This is a genomic window from Pseudomonas sp. YA1 (assembly GCF_058680555.1).
Genome location: NZ_JBZWBG010000001.1, coordinates 134,519 through 151,460, shown reverse-complemented (window position 1 = coordinate 151,460; position 16,942 = coordinate 134,519). Strand labels below are relative to the sequence as shown.

The 16,942-nt window shown below is 67.6% G+C and carries 13 protein-coding genes; 8 read left to right on the top strand and 5 right to left on the bottom strand.

Going from position 1 to position 16,942, the window contains the following annotated elements; all coding sequences use genetic code 11:
* Positions 1 to 74: 74 nt before the first annotated feature.
* From AC4OR5_RS00675 to bauA, 3 genes are all read right to left on the bottom strand, one after another.
* Entirely contained in the window at positions 75 to 1,568 is a 1,494-nt protein-coding gene (locus AC4OR5_RS00675; RefSeq protein ID WP_003101230.1) for a CoA-acylating methylmalonate-semialdehyde dehydrogenase, read from the bottom strand.
* An 83-nt stretch (positions 1,569 to 1,651) separates the two neighbouring features.
* Positions 1,652 to 1,939: a beta-alanine degradation protein BauB gene (bauB, locus tag AC4OR5_RS00670; protein ID WP_003083790.1), complete on the bottom strand. Its 288-nt coding sequence runs from the start codon at positions 1,937 to 1,939 to the stop codon at positions 1,652 to 1,654.
* Positions 1,939 to 3,285 carry a beta-alanine--pyruvate aminotransferase gene (gene bauA, locus AC4OR5_RS00665; RefSeq protein ID WP_003083801.1) on the bottom strand — a complete coding sequence of 449 codons (1,347 nt, stop codon included), beginning with the start codon at positions 3,283 to 3,285 and terminating at the stop codon, positions 1,939 to 1,941. Before bauA ends, bauB begins: the two co-directional genes overlap by 1 nt.
* 134 nt (positions 3,286 to 3,419) lie before the next feature.
* Between bauA and bauR the strand changes: the two genes are divergently transcribed.
* Complete coding sequence (gene bauR / locus AC4OR5_RS00660) at positions 3,420 to 4,337, top strand: HTH-type transcriptional activator BauR (protein WP_003083805.1); 918 nt, start codon at positions 3,420 to 3,422, stop codon at positions 4,335 to 4,337.
* A 113-nt stretch (positions 4,338 to 4,450) separates the two neighbouring features.
* On the opposite strand, the gene guaD is transcribed toward bauR, so the two are convergent.
* Positions 4,451 to 5,821, bottom strand: coding sequence for a guanine deaminase (guaD, locus tag AC4OR5_RS00655; protein ID WP_003128340.1), 1,371 nt, complete (start codon positions 5,819 to 5,821; stop codon positions 4,451 to 4,453).
* 1,111 nt (positions 5,822 to 6,932) lie between these two features.
* Between guaD and AC4OR5_RS00650 the strand changes: the two genes are divergently transcribed.
* The 5 genes from AC4OR5_RS00650 to ahpF all read left to right on the top strand — a co-directional run bounded on the left by AC4OR5_RS00650 (position 6,933) and on the right by ahpF (position 12,987).
* Positions 6,933 to 8,504: an ABC transporter ATP-binding protein gene (locus tag AC4OR5_RS00650; RefSeq protein WP_058159896.1), complete on the top strand. Its 1,572-nt coding sequence runs from the start codon at positions 6,933 to 6,935 to the stop codon at positions 8,502 to 8,504.
* Entirely contained in the window at positions 8,504 to 9,601 is a 1,098-nt protein-coding gene (locus AC4OR5_RS00645; protein ID WP_003107144.1) for an ABC transporter permease, read from the top strand. The genes AC4OR5_RS00650 and AC4OR5_RS00645 overlap by 1 nt, the downstream gene beginning before the upstream one ends.
* Positions 9,602 to 9,622: 21 nt before the next feature.
* Complete coding sequence (locus AC4OR5_RS00640; RefSeq protein WP_003083821.1) at positions 9,623 to 10,549, top strand: ABC transporter permease; 927 nt, start codon at positions 9,623 to 9,625, stop codon at positions 10,547 to 10,549.
* A gap of 164 nt (positions 10,550 to 10,713) precedes the next feature.
* A complete protein-coding gene (gene ahpC / locus AC4OR5_RS00635; protein WP_003083828.1) occupies positions 10,714 to 11,277 on the top strand; it encodes an alkyl hydroperoxide reductase subunit C in 564 nt (187 codons plus the stop codon).
* Between the two features lie 144 nt (positions 11,278 to 11,421).
* On the top strand, positions 11,422 to 12,987 hold the full coding sequence (ahpF, locus tag AC4OR5_RS00630) for an alkyl hydroperoxide reductase subunit F (protein ID WP_023092263.1): 1,566 nt from the start codon (positions 11,422 to 11,424) through the stop codon (positions 12,985 to 12,987).
* Positions 12,988 to 13,066: 79 nt separating this feature from the next.
* Here ahpF and ppk2 read toward each other — a convergent pair whose 3' ends face one another.
* Positions 13,067 to 13,963, bottom strand: coding sequence for a polyphosphate kinase 2 (gene ppk2, locus AC4OR5_RS00625; protein ID WP_003137024.1), 897 nt, complete (start codon positions 13,961 to 13,963; stop codon positions 13,067 to 13,069).
* A 454-nt stretch (positions 13,964 to 14,417) separates the two neighbouring features.
* On the opposite strand from ppk2, the gene AC4OR5_RS00620 reads away from it, so the two are divergent.
* Entirely contained in the window at positions 14,418 to 15,767 is a 1,350-nt protein-coding gene (locus AC4OR5_RS00620) for an 8-oxoguanine deaminase (protein ID WP_058159898.1), read from the top strand.
* A 106-nt stretch (positions 15,768 to 15,873) separates the two neighbouring features.
* Positions 15,874 to 16,926 carry a nucleoside hydrolase gene (locus AC4OR5_RS00615; RefSeq protein WP_003137027.1) on the top strand — a complete coding sequence of 351 codons (1,053 nt, stop codon included), beginning with the start codon at positions 15,874 to 15,876 and terminating at the stop codon, positions 16,924 to 16,926.
* The last annotated feature ends 16 nt before the right edge of the window (positions 16,927 to 16,942 follow it).

Genomic DNA, 16,942 nt, shown 5'->3' with positions numbered 1-16,942 from the left:
ACGTTGCGGACTCCTGATTGCGGAAAAAGAAAAAAGGCATGGTCGTTACCGACCATGCCTGTTGTCGTCAGCCTTCAGAGGCTGGGGAAGGCGAATTGCGAGGCCTCGTGGCTGGCCCGCTGCGGCCAGCGCTGGGTGATGGCCTTGCGCCGGGTGTAGAAGCGCACGCCGTCCGGGCCGTAGGCGTGGAGGTCGCCGAACAGCGAGCGCTTCCAGCCGCCGAAGCTGTGGTAGGCCACCGGCACCGGCAGCGGGACGTTGACGCCGACCATGCCGACCTCGATCTCGTCGCAGAACAGGCGGGCGGCCTCGCCGTCGCGAGTGAAGATGCAGGTGCCGTTGCCGTATTCGTGGTCGTTGATCAACTGCATGGCCTCTTCCAGGCTGTTGACGCGAACCACGCACAGCACCGGGCCGAAGATCTCTTCCTTGTAGATGGTCATTTCCGGGGTCACCCGGTCGAACAGGCTGCCGCCGAGGAAGAAGCCGTTCTCGTGGCCGGCGACCTGGTAGCCGCGGCCGTCCACCACCAGCTCCGCACCCTGGGCCACGCCGCTGTCGATGTAGCCGGTGACCTTGGCCTGCGCGGCGGCAGTGACCAGCGGGCCCATGTCGAGGCCGCAGGAAGTGCCGGCGCCGATCTTCAGCGCCTTGATCTGCGGAACCAGCTTGGCGATCAGCGCGTCGGCCACCTGGTCGCCGACGCATACCGCCACCGAGATCGCCATGCAGCGCTCGCCGCAGGAGCCGTAGGCGGCACCCATCAGCGCGCTGACGGCGTTGTCGAGGTCGGCGTCGGGCATCAGCACCGCATGGTTCTTCGCGCCGCCCAGGGCCTGCACGCGCTTGCCGCGCTTGGTGCCCTCGGCATAGATGTATTCGGCGATGGGGGTCGAGCCGACGAAGCTGATGGCTTTCACTTCCGGCGCCTGGAGCAGGCCGTCCACGGCTTCCTTGTCGCCGTGCACCACGTTCAGCACGCCCTTCGGCAGGCCGGCTTCGTGGAACAGCTCGGCGATCAGCAGGGTGGAGCTGGGGTCGCGCTCGGAGGGCTTGAGGATGAAGGTGTTGCCGCAGGCGATGGCCAGCGGGTACATCCACAGCGGCACCATCGCCGGGAAGTTGAACGGGGTGATCCCGGCGACCACGCCGATCGGCTGGAAGTCGCTCCAGGCGTCGATGTTCGGGCCGACGTTGCGGCTGTACTCGCCCTTGAGGATTTCCGGGGCGGCGCAGGCGTACTCGACGTTCTCGATGCCGCGCTTGAGTTCGCCGGCGGCGTCTTCCAGGGTCTTGCCGTGCTCTTCGCTGATCAGCTTGGAAATCCGCGCCTCGTTCTGCTCCAGCAGTTGCTTGAAGCGGTACAGCACCTGTGCGCGCTTGGCCGGCGGGGTGTTGCGCCAGGCCGGGAAGGCGGCCCTGGCGGCATCGATGGCTTTCTGCAGGGTCTTGCCGTCGGCCAGCGGGACCTTGTGGATGGCTTCGCCGGTGGAGGGGTTGAAGACGTCGGCGCTGCGGCCGTTGTCGGCGACCATTTCGCCGTTGATCAGGTGGTGGAGGGTGCCCATCTTGTCTTGTTCTCTCTTCGCTAGGGGTGACGAAAGGGCCGTGGCCCTTTCCCTTTACCCGCTCCCTGGGGAGCGGGTGCGGATTACTTGATCTCGGTCTCGACGAAGACCACTTCGTGTGCGCTGGCGTTGATCACGTTGTGCTCGACGCCGGCCTTGCGGAAGTAGGCCTGTCCGGCGACCAGCGGCGCGTGACGGTCGCCCTCTGGGGTTTCCAGCAGCAGCGTGCCGTCGGTCAGCGGTACCACCACATAGTCGTGGCCGTGGCGGTGGCGCCCGGTTTCCGCGCCGGGGGCGAAGCGCCATTCGGTCACGATCACCTCGGCGTTGTCCACCTGCACGGTGGGTACGGCTTGCGGGCGGCCGCTCATCAGGCGATGCCGTTGAGCGCTTCGCCGACCGCGTCGAACAGGCGGTCCAGCTCTTCCGGCCTGGCGTTGAAGGTCGGGCCGAATTGCAGGGTATCGCCGCCGAAGCGCACGTAGAAACCCTGTTGCCAGAGCTTCATGCCGGCCTCGAACGGACGCACGGTCGGATCGCCGTCGCGCGGGGCGATCTGGATCGCGCCGGCCAGGCCGCAGTTGCGGATGTCGATGACGTTCTTCGCGCCTTGCAGGCCGTGCAGGCCCTTCTCGAAGTGCGGCGCCAGCTCGGCGGACTGCTGCACCAGGTTGTCCCTGGCCAGGATGTCCAGCGCGGCGAGGCCGGCGGCGCAGGCGACCGGGTGCGCGGAGTAGGTGTAGCCGTGGCTGAACTCCACCGCGTGCTCGGGCAGCGCCTGGTTCATGAAGGTGTCGTAGATCTCGCTGCTGGCGATCACCGCGCCCATCGGCACGGCGCCGTTGGTGACCTGCTTGGCGACGTTCATCAGGTCCGGGGTGACGCCGAAGTACTCGGCGCCGCTGTAGGTGCCCAGGCGGCCGAAGGCGGTGATCACCTCGTCGAAGATCAGCAGGATGTTGTGCTGGTCGCAGATCTCGCGCAGGCGCTGCAGGTAGCCGACCGGCGGTACCAGTACGCCGGCGGAGCCGGACATCGGCTCGACGATCACCGCGGCGATGTTCGAGGCGTCGTGCAGCTCGATCAGCTTGAGCAGCTCGTTGGCCAGCTCGACGCCGCCGGTCTGGGCCATCCCGCGGGTGAACGCCATGCCCGGTTGCAGGGTGTGCGGCAGGTGGTCGACGTCCATCAACTGGCCGAACATCTTGCGGTTGCCGCCGATCCCGCCGAGGCTGGTGCCGGCGACGTTGACCCCGTGGTAGCCGCGGGCGCGGCCGATCAGCTTGGTCTTCTGCGGCTGGCCTTTCAGGCGCCAGTAGGCGCGGGCCATCTTGATCGAGGTGTCGGCGCACTCGGAGCCGGAACCGGTGAAGAACACGTGGTTCAGTTCGCCTGGCAGCAACCCGGCGATCTTCTCGGCCAACTGGAAGGACAGCGGATGGCCGTACTGGAAGCCCGGCGAGTAGTCGAGGGTGCCGAGCTGGCGAGCCACCGCCTCCTGGATTTCCTTGCGCGAGTGGCCGGCGCCGCAGGTCCACAGGCCGGACAGGCTGTCGTAGACCTTGCGGCCCTTGTCGTCGGTCAGCCAGCTGCCTTCGGCGGCGACGATGATCCGCGGGTCCTTCTGGAAGTTGCGGTTGGCGGAGAAGGGCATCCAGTGGGCGCGCAGGTTGAGTTCGCTGGAAACCGGCGGGGCCACGTTGAGCGGCTGGTTCATCGTTCGATCCTCGGGCTTTCTTGTTGGAAGGTTCCGCGCACGCGGCGGCGGAGCGTTGGATCAAGCTTGGCCCTGACGAAAGGTTAGATAAAGCTTATTCTTCTCACGTTTAGTTTCGACTGGGTAAAACAATAATGGCCAAATCCCGCAACCCGTCGCTCGGCCAGGTCAGCGATTTCGATATCCGCCTGCTGCGCATCTTCAAGACCATCGTCGAGTGCGGCAGTTTCTCCGCCGCCGAGAGCACTCTCGGCCTCAGCCGCTCGGCGATCAGCCTGCACATGGGCGACCTGGAGAAGCGCCTGGGCATGCGCCTGTGCCAGCGCGGCCGCGCCGGCTTCGCCCTGACCGACGAGGGCCGCGAGGTCTATCGCGCGACCCAGACCCTGCTGGCGGCGCTGGAGGGGTTCCGCGCCGAGGTCAACGACCTGCACCAGCACCTGCGCGGCGAACTCAACATCGGCATCATCAACAACCTGGTGACCCTGCCGCAGATGCGCATCACCCACGCTCTCAGCGCGCTCAAGGGGCAGGGACCGCAGGTGCGGATCAACATCGGCATGACCACCCCCAACGAGATCGAACTGGGCGTGCTCGACGGCCACCTGCATGTCGGCGTGGTGCCGTTGATCAGTCCGCTGTCGGGGCTCGAGTACCTGCCGCTGTATGACGAGCACGCGCAGCTCTATTGCAGCCGCGGCCACGCACTGTTCGAGCGCGCCGACGGCGATATCGCGGTGGACGAGGTGCTCGCCGCGGACGCCGTGGCGCCCAGCTACCGCCTGCCCGCCGAAGCCCAGGCGCGCCACCAGGAACTGAACAACAGTGCCAGCGCCTCGGACCGCGAGGGCATGGCGTTCCTGATCCTGACCGGCAACTTCATCGGCTACCTGCCGTCGCACTACGCCGCCGACTGGGTCGCCGCCGGGATGCTGCGGCCCCTGCTGCCGGAGCGTTTCCACTACGCCATCGCGCTGACCATCGTGACCCGCAAGGGACGCCGGCCGAACCTGGTGCTGGAACGGTTCCTGGAGGCGGTGGCGGTGTCGTGAGGGCGCGGATGGAGTGACGCGAGCTTCGGCCGTCCGCCGAACGGTGCCTTTTCTCTAACAGCGCGAGGAGGTGGCATGCAGCGACGGGCCGAGCCAACGCGGGAAAGAGGCTCTCACCCCTTCGCATGGCGCCGCTCCCCCATCACCCAGGTCTCCGCCACCGCGCGGTCGTCGCCCAGGGTGTTCAGCACGAACAGGGTATCGGCCAGGCCGCGCGCATGCTCCATGCGCTGGGCGATCATCGGCGTGGCGGCCAGGTCGAGAGCGACGAAGTCGGCCTCGCGGCCGGGCAGGAAGTTACCGACCAGGCCGTCCAGGTCGAGCGCCCTGGCGCCGCCGAGGGTGGCCAGGTAGAGCGCCTGGAACGGATCGAGGCTGGTGCCGCGCAATTGCTGGATCTTGTAGGCGTCGGCGAGGTTGGCCAGCAGCGACAGGCTGGTGCCGCCGCCGACGTCGCTACCGATGCCGACGCGGATGCCGTATTGCTGGGCGCGGCCAAGGTCGAACAGGCCGGAGCCGATGAACAGGTTGGAACTGGGACAGTGCGCCAGCGCCGCGTTCTTGTGCGCCAGGCAGCGGCATTCGCGTTCGGAGAGATGGATGCCATGGGCGAACACGCTGCGTTCGCCGACCAGGCCGGCGCGATGATAGACGTCCAGGTAGTCCTGCGCCTGGGGAAACAGCTCGCCGACCCAGGCGACTTCCTTGAGGTTCTCCGAAAGATGGGTGTGCAGGTAGACGCCGGGATACTCGTCCAGCAGGCGCGCCGCCGCGGCCAGTTGCTCGGGCGAGGAGGTCGGCGCGAAGCGCGGGGTGACCGCGTATTGCAGGCGCCCGTTGCCGTGCCAGCGCTCGATCAGCGCGCGGCTCTCGGCGTAGCCACTGGCCGCGGTATCGCACAGCGCCGGCGGCGCGTTGCGGTCCATCAGCACCTTGCCGGCGATCATCCGCAGGCGGCGCTTCTGCGCGGCCTGGAAGAATGCCTCGGCGGATACCGCATGGACCGTGCCGAACACCAGCGCGGTAGTGGTGCCGTGGCGCAGCAGTTCGTCGAGGAACAGCTCGGCTTGGGCGGCGGCGTAGCCGGCATCGGCAAAGCGCTGCTCGGCGGGAAAGGTGTGGGTTTCCAGCCAGTCCAGCAGTTGGGTGCCGTAGGAGGCGATCACTCCGAGTTGCGGGTAATGCACATGGCAATCGACGAAGCCGGGCAGCAGCAGGCGCTGCGGATGCTCCTCCAGCGGCAGGTCGGCGGGCAGTTGCGGCAGCAGGTAGGCTGCGTGATCGAGCGCGCGCACGTGGCCGTGTTCGATCCACAGCAGGCCGTCCTCGAAATACTCCCAGGCCTTGTCGCCGAGCTTCGCCGGGTCGCCGAGGAAATGCAGGATCCGCCCGCGATGGGCTGAACTGCTCATCGCGCTCCCGCCGTGGTCGGAGTGCAGGATAAGTGGGGGGACGAAGTTGCCAGCAGGTACTGCATCGTTCATCTCCTCTGCTGCCGGAACGGCGCTTTCGCCTCTTTAGTCCGGGAAATCGACGGAAATATCCCGTCTTTGGCGCGTGATCTCGCTTCCGCCATTATGCACTGTGCGCATGCTGTGGATAAGTCTGTGTGTAGCGCGTGTGCGGAAAGATTGCACGAGCCATTGCGGGATGTGCCCATCTGGCTTCCGGCAGGCGATCCGCGGAAAGCGTTCCGGCACCTTGAATCCGCCTTGCGAAATGCCCGGTCGGCAACTGGCGCTTCTGTGGGTTTGTCTGTGGAAAAGCTGTTCGCATTCCCCGTTGAAAAAATGCCTTCGGCGGTCGGGGGAAAGGCATTGGACGGAGCCGCAGGATTTCTCCCGGTTGGCGAAAGAGCCAGGGAAAAGGTGCTGTGGAATGCGCCACGACGGTGCATCGCGAAACTGTGGACAGCGGATCCACCCATAGCGCCGCCGAGCATGCTTCCGTCGATCGCCGCGGACTTTCCTGGAAAGCCGGAAAACCCAGTATCCATGGGCATCATGGCGTCTAAAGGGGAAGTCCTGGAGACATTTTCACGGGCATTCCCGTTCCGCGGGTTTCCTGTGGAAAAGCTGTTGGCAAACTATGCCGGAAGCGGGCCGCCGGGGCTGCCCCAGGGATTCGGCCGAGCCATGGCTTGGCCGGGAGAGGTCGTTCTGCCGGGTTACTCCGAACGGCTGTCGATATCTTGTGGATAAAGCTGTTGGCAAAGTGTTGGAAAAAGTGCCTTGCCAGGTCGTGCTCATGACCTGCCGGGTTGGCTGTTTTCTGTCCAGCGCCGATGTTGCGAAAATTGCCGGGACGGTCGGCGCGGGAGGCTTCCCAAGGTCCCGGATGGGCTCCCGACACGCTGTGGATAACTCTGTGAGCAAGGTGGTGATGACTGTTTTGCGACAAATGCTCACGCGGGTGCGCCGCAGGGGTTGCCCGCAAATGTGCCGCGGCGTCCCAGGCGTGCCCCGGCTTGGTGCCGCTCGGCGCGGCAGCCTGGCCCGTGGCTCCCGGCGCAAGCCGCGTTCCAGGGCTTTCCTGACCTCCTGGCCAGGTATTTGCACCGGCCGCGGCATCGTCGAGCAACCGACCGGGTCCGCCATGTCCGCACCTTCCTCCTTCGCGCCGCCGCGCCTCGAACTGCGCGGGATCAGCAAGCGCTATCCGGGTTGCCTGGCCAACGACCGCATCGACCTGTGCATCGACGCCGGCGAGATCCACGCCCTGCTCGGTGAGAACGGCGCCGGCAAGAGCACGCTGATGAAGATCATCTACGGCGTGACCCGTCCCGATGCCGGCGAGATCCGCTGGCAGGGCGAGCCGGTGCAGGTGCGCGACCCGGCTCGCGCCCGGGCGCTGGGGATCGGCATGGTGTTCCAGCATTTCTCCCTGTTCGAGACGCTCAGCGTGGCGGAGAACATCGCGCTCGCCCTCGGCGCCGAGGCGGGCAGCCCGCGCCGGTTGGAGGCGCGTATTCGCGAGGTGTCGCAGCGCTACGGCATGCCGCTGGAGCCTCGCCGGCTGGTCCGTGGGCTGTCCATCGGCGAGCGCCAGCGGGTGGAAATCGTGCGCTGCCTGATGCAGGACATCCGCCTGCTGATCCTCGACGAGCCGACCTCGGTGCTGACCCCGCGCGAGGCCGAGGATCTCTTCGTCACCCTGCGCCGTCTTGCGGAGGAGGGTTGCAGTGTCCTCTTCATCAGCCACAAGTTGGCCGAGGTCCGTGCGCTCTGCCAGCGCGCCACGGTGCTGCGCGGCGGACGGGTGGCCGGACAGTGCGTGCCGGCGCAATGTTCCGATCTCGAGCTGGCGCGGCTGATGGTGGGCGACGCCGAGGGCCTGGCGGCGGAGTATCCGAAGGTCACCGGCGGCGCGCCTTTCCTCCAGGTGCGCGACCTGCACTGGCGCAACCCGGACCCCTTCGGCGTGTCCTTCGCCGGCCTCGACCTGGAGGTGCGCAGCGGCGAGATCCTCGGTATCGCCGGGGTCGCCGGCAATGGCCAGGACGAGTTGCTTGCCCTGCTCAGCGGCGAAGTGCGCCTGCCGCGCGCCCAGGCCGAGCGCATCCGCCTCGGCGGCTGCGCCGGCGCGCACCTGGCGCCGGATGCGCGGCGCCGCGCCGGCCAGGCCTTCGTGCCCGCCGAGCGGCTGGGGCACGGCGCGGTGCCGGAGATGAGCCTGGCGGACAATGCGCTGCTCACCGCCTTCCAGCAGGGACTGGTGAAGCGCGGGTTGGTCCGGCGGCGCAAGGTGCTGGCGCTGGCCGAGGAGATCATCCGCCGTTTCGCCGTGAAGGCCCCGGGTGCCGGGGCGCCGGCACGCAGCCTTTCCGGCGGCAACCTGCAGAAGTTCATCCTCGGCCGCGAGATCCTCCAGGCCCCGCGCCTGCTGGTGGCGGCGCATCCCACCTGGGGCGTGGACGTCGGCGCGGCGGCGCTGATCCACCGCGCGCTGATTGCCTTGCGCGATGCCGGTACGGCGATCCTGGTGGTCTCCGAGGACCTCGACGAGCTGTTCCTGCTCAGCGACCGCATCGCCGCGCTGTGTTCGGGTCGGCTGTGCCCGGCGGTCGCCACCGCGAGCGCTTCGCCGCAGCAGGTCGGCGGCTGGATGGCCGGTCAATTCGAGGCGCCGGCGGCGGTCGCCGGCGCCGTTGCCCAAGGGAGCCTGTGATGCTGTTGTCCCTGGAACCGCGCGGCCGGCAGTCGCGCTGGATGCTGCTGGCCTCTCCGCTGCTGGCGGGGTTGCTGACCCTGGTCTGCGGCGCGCTGCTGTTCGCCTGTCTCGGCCACGATCCGTGGCAGACCCTGCATACCGTGCTGGTACAGCCGCTCAGCGACCTCTATGGGCTCGGCGAGCTGCTGGTCAAGGCCATGCCGATCCTGCTGTGTGCCCTCGGCCTGGCACTGGCCTACCAGGCGCGCGTGTGGAACATCGGCGCGGAGGGCCAGTTGCTGGTCGGCGCCCTGGCCGGCAGCGCGGTGGCGATCCAGTTGCTCGACTGGCAGAGCCGCTGGGCGCTGGCCTGGGTGCTGCTCGCCGGCACCGCTGCCGGGGCGCTCTGGGCCGGGTTCGCCGCCTGGCTGCGAACGCGCTTCAACGCCAACGAGATCCTGACCACCATCATGCTCAACTACATCGCGCTGAACCTGCTGCTGTACGGCGTGCACGGGCCGTTGAAGGACCCGGATGGCTTCAACTTCCCGCAGTCGGCGCTGTTCGGCGAGGCCAGCCGCCTGCCGGCGCTGTTCGAGGACAGCCGGGTGCACCTTGGCGCATTGTTCGGCCTGCTGGCGCTGGCGGCGGTCTGGGTGCTGGCGCAGCGCAGCTTCCTCGGTTTCCAGGTCCGCGTGCTCGGCCTCGACCGCCGCGCCGCCGGTTTCGTCGGTTTCCGCGAGAAGCGCCTGGTCTGGTTCGTGCTGCTGTTCTCCGGCGCGCTGGCAGGCCTGGCCGGCGTCTGCGAGGTCGCCGGGCCGATCGGCCAACTGGTGCCGCAGGTCTCGCCGGGCTACGGCTATGCGGCGATCACCGTGGCCTTCCTCGGCCGTCTCAATCCCTTCGGCATCCTCTGCGCCAGCCTGCTGATGGCGTTGCTCTACCTCGGCGGCGAGGCCGCGCAGATGAGCCTCAACCTGCCGTTGGCGCTGACCGGGCTGTTCCAGGGGATGATGCTGTTCTTCCTCCTCGCCTGCGACGTGCTGATCCTCTACCGCCCACGTTTGCACGGACGCTGGCGCAAGCGCCCGGCGCTGCGCGACGCCCTGGCCTGACCGAACCGCCGAGGAACCACGATGGATATCGATCTGCTCGACAACCTGCTGTTCGCCATGGTCCGCACCGGTACTCCGCTGCTGCTGGTGGCCCTGGGCGAACTGGTCTGCGAGAGAAGCGGAGTGCTCAACCTGGGCCAGGAGGGGATGATGCTGTTCGGCGCGGTGATCGGCTTCATGGTCGCCTTCTCCAGCGGCAGCCTGTGGCTCGGCGTGCTCCTCGCGGTGCTCGCCGGCATGCTGCTGGCGGCGCTGTTCGCCGGGGTCGCCCTGTACCTGAACGCCAACCAGGTGGCCTGCGGCCTGGCGCTGACCATCTTCGGCGTCGGCCTGTCGTCGTTCGTCGGCGCCGCCTGGGTCGGCAAGCCGCTGCAAGGGTTCGCCCCGCTGGCGCTGCCGGTGCTGGGCGAGTTGCCGCTGCTCGGGCGCATGCTGTTCGCCCAGGACGCGCTGGTCTACCTGAGCCTGGCGCTGTTCGCCGCGGTCGCCTGGATGCTCCTGCGCAGCCGCGCCGGGCTGGTTCTCCAGGCGGTCGGCGAGAACCCCGACGCGGCCAGCGCGATGGGCCTTCCGGTGCTGCGCGTGCGCACCCTGGCGGTGCTCTTCGGCGGCGCCATGGCCGGCCTGGCCGGTGCCTACCTGTCGCTGGCCTACACGCCGATGTGGGCGGAGAACATGACCGCCGGACGTGGCTGGATCGCCCTGGCGCTGGTGGTCTTCGCCAGTTGGCGGGTGTTCCGCGTGCTGCTCGGTGCCTGGTTGTTCGGCCTGGCCAGCATCCTGCACCTGGTGGCCCAGGGGATCGGGCTGTCGATTCCGGCCAACCTGCTGGCGATGCTGCCCTATGCGGCGACCATCCTGGTGCTGGTCCTGCTCTCCCGCGATGCCCTGCGCACCCGGCTGTATGCCCCGGTTTCCCTGGGCCAGCCGTGGAAGGCCGGGCACTGACGAGGGCAGGTTCTTCGATTAGTTGTTTTAACTATTTATATATTCTTCGATAGATTTAGATAATTTCACTGATGGCCTAAATCAATGGGGCATTTTTGCCGAACCCCGTTAAGATTCTCCCAGTCGATTTGAAACACCCCATTCAACTGAGAGAGGAACGACTGATGTCCCTGATCAACACTCAAGTCCAACCGTTCAAGGTCAACGCTTTCCACAACGGCAAGTTCATCGAGGTGACCGAGGAATCCCTGAAGGGCAAGTGGTCGGTCCTGATCTTCATGCCGGCTGCCTTCACCTTCAACTGCCCGACCGAGATCGAAGACGCCGCCAACAACTACGGCGAGTTCCAGAAAGCCGGTGCCGAGGTCTACATCGTGACCACCGACACCCACTTCTCGCACAAGGTCTGGCACGAAACCTCCCCGGCCGTCGGCAAGGCCCAGTTCCCGCTGATCGGCGACCCGACCCACCAGCTGACCAACGCCTTCGGCGTGCACATCCCGGAAGAAGGCCTGGCCCTGCGCGGTACCTTCGTGATCAACCCGGAAGGCGTGATCAAGACCGTCGAGATCCACTCCAACGAGATCGCTCGTGACGTCGGCGAGACCGTACGCAAGCTGAAGGCCGCCCAGTACACCGCCGCTCACCCGGGCGAAGTCTGCCCGGCCAAGTGGAAGGAAGGCGAGAAGACCCTCGCTCCGTCCCTGGACCTGGTCGGCAAGATCTAAGACCGCGCCGGCGGCATTCGCCGCCAGCCTCTCCGGCGGACGATCCCTCGCGGATCGTCCACCCTTCACCCAGCCAACGCGCCGTGCAGGGCGGATGTCCCATCCGCCGGGGATACGTTTGCCCGAATTTCGAGGAGCTGAACCATGTTGGACGCCAATCTTAAAACCCAGTTGAAGGCCTACCTGGAAAAGGTCAGCCAGCCGTTCGAGATCGTCGCGTCCCTCGATGACAGCGACAAATCCCGCGAGCTGCTGGGCCTGCTGCAAGACATCGTCGGCCTGACCGACAAGATCACCCTGAAGACCGACGGCAGCGATGCGCGCAAACCGTCGTTCTCGCTGAACCGCCCCGGTGCGGACATCGGCCTGCGCTTCGCCGGTATCCCCATGGGCCACGAATTCACCTCGCTGGTGCTGGCCCTGCTGCAGGTAGGCGGCCACCCCTCCAAGCTCGACGCGGACGTGATCGAGCAGGTCAAGGGCATCGAGGGCACCTTCGAGTTCGAAACCTACTTCTCGCTGTCCTGCCAGAACTGCCCGGACGTGGTCCAGGCGCTGAACCTGATGGCCGTGCTCAACCCGAACATCCGTCACGTCGCCATCGACGGCGCGCTGTTCCAGGATGAGGTCGAGACGCGCCAGATCATGTCGGTGCCGAGCATCTACCTCAACGGCGAAGTCTTCGGCCAGGGCCGCATGGGCGTGGAAGAGATCCTCGCCAAGATCGACACCGGCGCCGCCGCCCGCGACGCCGAGAAGCTGACCGCCCGCGACGCCTTCGACGTGCTGGTGGTCGGCGGTGGCCCGGCCGGAGCCGCGGCGGCGATCTACGCCGCGCGCAAGGGCATTCGCACCGGCGTCGCCGCCGAGCGCTTCGGCGGCCAGGTGCTGGACACCATGGCCATCGAGAACTTCATCTCGGTGCAGGAGACCGAAGGGCCGAAGCTGGCGCGGGCGCTGGAAGAGCACGTGCGTCACTACGAGGTCGACATCATGAACCTGCAGCGCGCCAGCAAGCTGGTTCCGGCGAAGAACACCGGCGAGTTGCACGAGGTGCAGTTCGAGAGCGGCGGCAGCCTCAAGGCCAAGACCCTGATCCTCGCCACCGGCGCTCGCTGGCGCGAAATGGGCGTGCCCGGCGAGCAGGAATACAAGGCCAAGGGCGTGTGCTTCTGCCCGCACTGCGACGGCCCGCTGTTCAAGGGCAAGCGCGTGGCGGTGATCGGCGGCGGCAACTCTGGCGTCGAGGCGGCCATCGACCTGGCCGGCATCGTCGCCCATGTGACCCTGCTGGAATTCGACAGCAAGTTGCGCGCCGATGCCGTGCTGCAACGCAAGCTCTACAGCCTGCCGAACGTCGAGGTGATCACCAGTGCCCTGACCAGCGAAGTGAAGGGCGACGGCCAGAAGGTCACCGGCCTGGTGTACAAGGACCGCAACTCCGAGGAGTTCAAGTCGATCGAGCTGGAAGGCATCTTCGTGCAGATCGGCCTGCTGCCCAACACCGAGTGGCTCAAGGGCAGCGTCGAGCTGTCGCCGCGTGGCGAGATCATCGTCGACGCCCGTGGCGAGACCTCGCTGCCCGGCATCTTCGCCGCCGGCGACGTGACCACGGTGCCGTACAAGCAGATCGTGATCGCCGTGGGCGAGGGCGCCAAGGCTTCGCTGAGCGCCTTCGACCACCTGATCCGGACCTCCGCGCCGGAGTGACCCGGCCAGCGACCGTCGAACCAGGGACGCCCGGAGCGCGAAAGCGCCCCGGGCGTTTTCGTTGGCGCGACCGCCCGCCTCAGGCCGGGATATCCAGGTTCGCGTGGCCCGGCGCGGCGGCCGCCTCGGCGTAGACCTTCTCGTCCTCCTCGATCACCCGCGAGGCCGGCCCCACCAGCAACGGGTCGGGCTCATGGGCGATGCGCCGGTCCTTGTCCGGGTAGTCCAGCGCGTGCAGGAAGTGGCGGATGCAGTTGAGTCGTGCGCGCTTCTTGTCGTCGGACTTGATGACCGTCCACGGCGCGTCGGCGGTGTCGGTATGGAAGAACATCGCCTGCTTGGCGGCGGTGTAGTCGTCCCATTTGTCCAGAGACTTGATGTCGATGGGCGACAGCTTCCAGTGCTTGAGCGGATCGTCGCGGCGCGAGATGAAGCGCCGCAGTTGCTCCTCGCGGCTCACCGAGAACCAGTACTTGAACAGCAGGATGCCGCTGTTGCTCAGCATGCGCTCCAGCTCGGGGGCCTGGCGCATGAACTCCAGGTATTGCAGTGGCGAACAGAAGCCCATGACCCGCTCGACGCCGGCGCGGTTGTACCAGGAGCGGTCGAAGAAGACCATCTCGCCGGCGGTGGGCAGGTGCTGGATGTAGCGCTGGAAATACCACTGGCCCTGCTCCTGGGAGGAGGGTTTCTCCAGGGCTACGATCCGCGCGCCGCGCGGGTTCAGGTGCTCCATGAAGCGCTTGATGGTACCGCCCTTGCCGGCGGCGTCGCGGCCTTCGAACAGGACCACCACGCGCTGGCCGGTCTCCTTCACCCAGCTCTGCACCTTGAGCAGTTCGATCTGCAGGTCGTGCTTGGCTTTCTCGTACTCGTTACGGCGCATCCGCGTGTGATAGGGATAGTTCGCCGGCAGGCTCGCCGAGGTGCTGTCCTCGCTGCTGCCGTGGGGCGCGCTGGCGACCTGCAGGGCCACCGGCTTCTGGCTGATCGCCTGGATCTCCTCGCGGGCTTTCTGCGCCGGGCTGACCACCCGCGGGCGGCGGGTCGCCGGCTTGCGTGGGGCGCGGCGGGCGGCTGGCCGGGCCGGCTTGGCCGGCTGCGCGGCGGGTTGCTCGGGGGAGGGGGGAGTGACAGTGGGTTCTTCGCTCATGCGGGGCTCCTTCCGTTCTACGTTTTCAGCTATGCAGTCCCCCACTCTATGCCCCTGCCGGAGGTCGTCCGTTGACCCCCATCAAACCGCGCCCGGCTGCCGCCGGGAGGAAAGCCTTACACCTCTCCGACAATCCCTTGTAGGATATCGCCACGCGCGCGGCGTCCCGTCGCCCCGCGGACCTGGATCAGCAGACAGGGTGAACACTGAGCTGGCTCTCATCAACCGAGGGCCGGCAGCGTTCGCGCCGGCCCGCCGATCCGACGAAGGTCCGCACATGTCCCGCACCTGGATTCGCAACCCCCTCGCCATCTTCACCGCCAATGGTCTCGACGCCGCCGGCGGCCTGGTCGTCGAAGACGGCCGCATCGTCGAGCTGCTCGGCGCCGGCCAACAGCCCGCGCAGCCCTGCGCCAGCCAGTTCGACGCCAGCCGGCACGTGGTCTTGCCGGGACTCATCAACACCCATCACCACTTCTACCAGACCCTTACCCGCGCCTGGGCGCCGGTGGTCAACCAGCCGCTGTTCCCCTGGCTGAAGACCCTCTATCCGGTCTGGGCGCGGCTGACCCCGGAGAAGCTCGAACTGGCCACCAAGGTGGCGCTGGCCGAGCTGCTGCTGTCCGGCTGCACCACTGCCGCCGACCACCACTACCTGTTCCCCGGCGGCCTCGAACAGGCCATCGACGTGCAGGCCGGGGTGGTCGAGGAACTGGGCATGCGCGCCATGCTCACCCGCGGCTCGATGAGCCTCGGCGAGAAGGACGGCGGCTTGCCGCCGCAGCAGACGGTGCAGGAAGCCGAGACCATCCTCGCCGACAGCGAGCGACTGATCGCTCGCTACCACCAGCGCGGCGAAGGCGCCCGGGTGCAGATCGCCCTGGCGCCCTGCTCGCCGTTCTCGGTGACTCCGGAGATCATGCGCGCCAGCGCCGAACTGGCGGCGCGCCACGACGTACGCCTGCACACCCACCTGGCGGAGACCCTCGACGAGGAAGACTTCTGCCTGCAGCGCTTCGGCCTGCGCACCGTGGACTACCTGGACAGCGTCGGCTGGCTCGGCCCGCGCACCTGGCTGGCCCACGGCATCCACTTCAACGCCGAGGAGATCCGCCGGCTCGGCGAGGCGGGCACCGGTATCTGCCATTGCCCGAGTTCGAACATGCGCCTGGCCTCGGGCATCTGCCCGACCGTGGAGCTGGAGGCGGCCGGCGCGCCGATCGGCCTGGGAGTCGATGGTTCGGCCTCCAACGACGCCTCGAACATGATCCTCGAGGCGCGCCAGGCCCTGTACCTGCAACGCCTGCGCTACGGCGCCGAGCGGATCACCCCGGAACTCGCCTTGGGCTGGGCCACCCGTGGCTCGGCACGCCTGCTCGGACGCAGCGACATCGGCGAGCTGGCCCCCGGCAAGCAGGCCGACCTGGCCTTGTTCAAGCTCGACGAGCTGCGCTTCTCGGGGAGCCACGACCCGCTCTCGGCGCTGCTGCTGTGCGCTGCCGACCGTGCCGACCGGGTAATGATCGGCGGCGCCTGGCGAGTGGTCGACGGTGCCGTGGAAGAGCTCGACCTGGCCGCCCTGATCGCCCGCCACCGCGAGGCGGCGAGCGCCCTGATCGCCGGGTGAGGCGGGCGCCGACGGAGGAAGCGCCAGGCTTCCTCTGTCGGTTCGCATAGGTCGGCGCCTGGCCTGCAACCGGCTAGACTTCGGCATCCCCCACCAGGAGTCGACCATGTCCCGCGCCGCCCGCCCCCGCAATCGCTTTTGCAGCCTTCTGCTAGGACTCTCCCTGCTGATGCCCGCCAGCCTTCCTCTGTCCGCTGCCGAAACGGCGGCGGCGCAATCGCCGCGGACCCTGATCATCGACACCGACCCGGGCGCCGACGACGTGATCGCCCTGCTGTTCGCCATGGCCTCGCCGAAGGAGCTGAAGATCCAGGCGCTGACCACCGTCGCCGGCAACGTGCCGCTGGAAAAGACCGCGCGCAACGCCCGGCTGGCCCGCGAGTGGGGCAAGCGCCCGGATATCCCGGTTTACGCCGGCGCCCCGCGGCCGCTGCTGCGCACGCCGATCTACGCCGCCGACGTACACGGCAGCGAAGGCATCACCGGCGTCGAGGTGCATGAGCCGAAGCAGCCGCTGGCCGAAGGCAACGCGGTGGACTACCTGATCCGTACCCTGCGCGCGGCGCCGGAGAAGAGCGTGACCCTGGCCATGCTCGGCCCGGAGACCAACCTCGCGCTGGCCCTGACCCAGGCCCCGGACATCGTCAAGGGCATCCGCGAGATCGTGATCATGGGCGGCGCCCACTTCAACGGCGGCAACATCACCCCGGCCGCCGAATTCAATATCTTCGCCGACCCCCACGCGGCGGAAATCGTGCTCAAGAGCGGGGCGCCGATCACCATGCTGCCGCTCGACGTGACTCACAAGATCCTCACCAGCCCCGAGCGCATCGCCAAGCTGCGCAACCTCGGCAACCGAGCCGGCAAGACCGTCGCCGACATCCTCGACGCCTACGTCCAGTACGACATCAAGTACTACGGCCTGAAGGGCGGCCCGGTGCACGACGCCACGGTGGTCGCCTACCTGCTCAAGCCCTCGCTGTTCAAGGGCAAGCGGATCAACGTGCAGGTCGACAGCCGCGAGGGCATCACCTTCGGCCAGACTGTGGCCGACTGGTACGGCGGCCTCAAGCAGCCGGCCAACGTCGAGTGGATCAACGAGGGCGATGCCCAGGGGTTCTTCGACCTGCTCACCGAGCGTATCGCCCGCCTGCCCTGAGCGGGCTTCCCGCGGC

What these genes read in the sequence shown, in the direction of transcription:
- ahpF (WP_023092263.1), top strand. Translation starts at nt 11,422, where the DNA reads ATGTTGGACGCCAATCTTAAAACCCAGTTGAAGGCCTACCTGGAAAAG.
- ahpC (WP_003083828.1), top strand. Translation starts at nt 10,714, where the DNA reads ATGTCCCTGATCAACACTCAAGTCCAACCGTTCAAGGTCAACGCTTTC.
- AC4OR5_RS00645 (WP_003107144.1), top strand. Translation starts at nt 8,504, where the DNA reads ATGCTGTTGTCCCTGGAACCGCGCGGCCGGCAGTCGCGCTGGATGCTG.
- AC4OR5_RS00640 (WP_003083821.1), top strand. Translation starts at nt 9,623, where the DNA reads ATGGATATCGATCTGCTCGACAACCTGCTGTTCGCCATGGTCCGCACC.
- AC4OR5_RS00620 (WP_058159898.1), top strand. Translation starts at nt 14,418, where the DNA reads ATGTCCCGCACCTGGATTCGCAACCCCCTCGCCATCTTCACCGCCAAT.
- bauB (WP_003083790.1), bottom strand. Translation starts at nt 1,939, where the DNA reads ATGAGCGGCCGCCCGCAAGCCGTACCCACCGTGCAGGTGGACAACGCC.
- bauR (WP_003083805.1), top strand. Translation starts at nt 3,420, where the DNA reads ATGGCCAAATCCCGCAACCCGTCGCTCGGCCAGGTCAGCGATTTCGAT.
- bauA (WP_003083801.1), bottom strand. Translation starts at nt 3,285, where the DNA reads ATGAACCAGCCGCTCAACGTGGCCCCGCCGGTTTCCAGCGAACTCAAC.
- guaD (WP_003128340.1), bottom strand. Translation starts at nt 5,821, where the DNA reads ATGAACGATGCAGTACCTGCTGGCAACTTCGTCCCCCCACTTATCCTG.
- AC4OR5_RS00615 (WP_003137027.1), top strand. Translation starts at nt 15,874, where the DNA reads ATGTCCCGCGCCGCCCGCCCCCGCAATCGCTTTTGCAGCCTTCTGCTA.
- AC4OR5_RS00650 (WP_058159896.1), top strand. Translation starts at nt 6,933, where the DNA reads ATGTCCGCACCTTCCTCCTTCGCGCCGCCGCGCCTCGAACTGCGCGGG.
- AC4OR5_RS00675 (WP_003101230.1), bottom strand. Translation starts at nt 1,568, where the DNA reads ATGGGCACCCTCCACCACCTGATCAACGGCGAAATGGTCGCCGACAAC.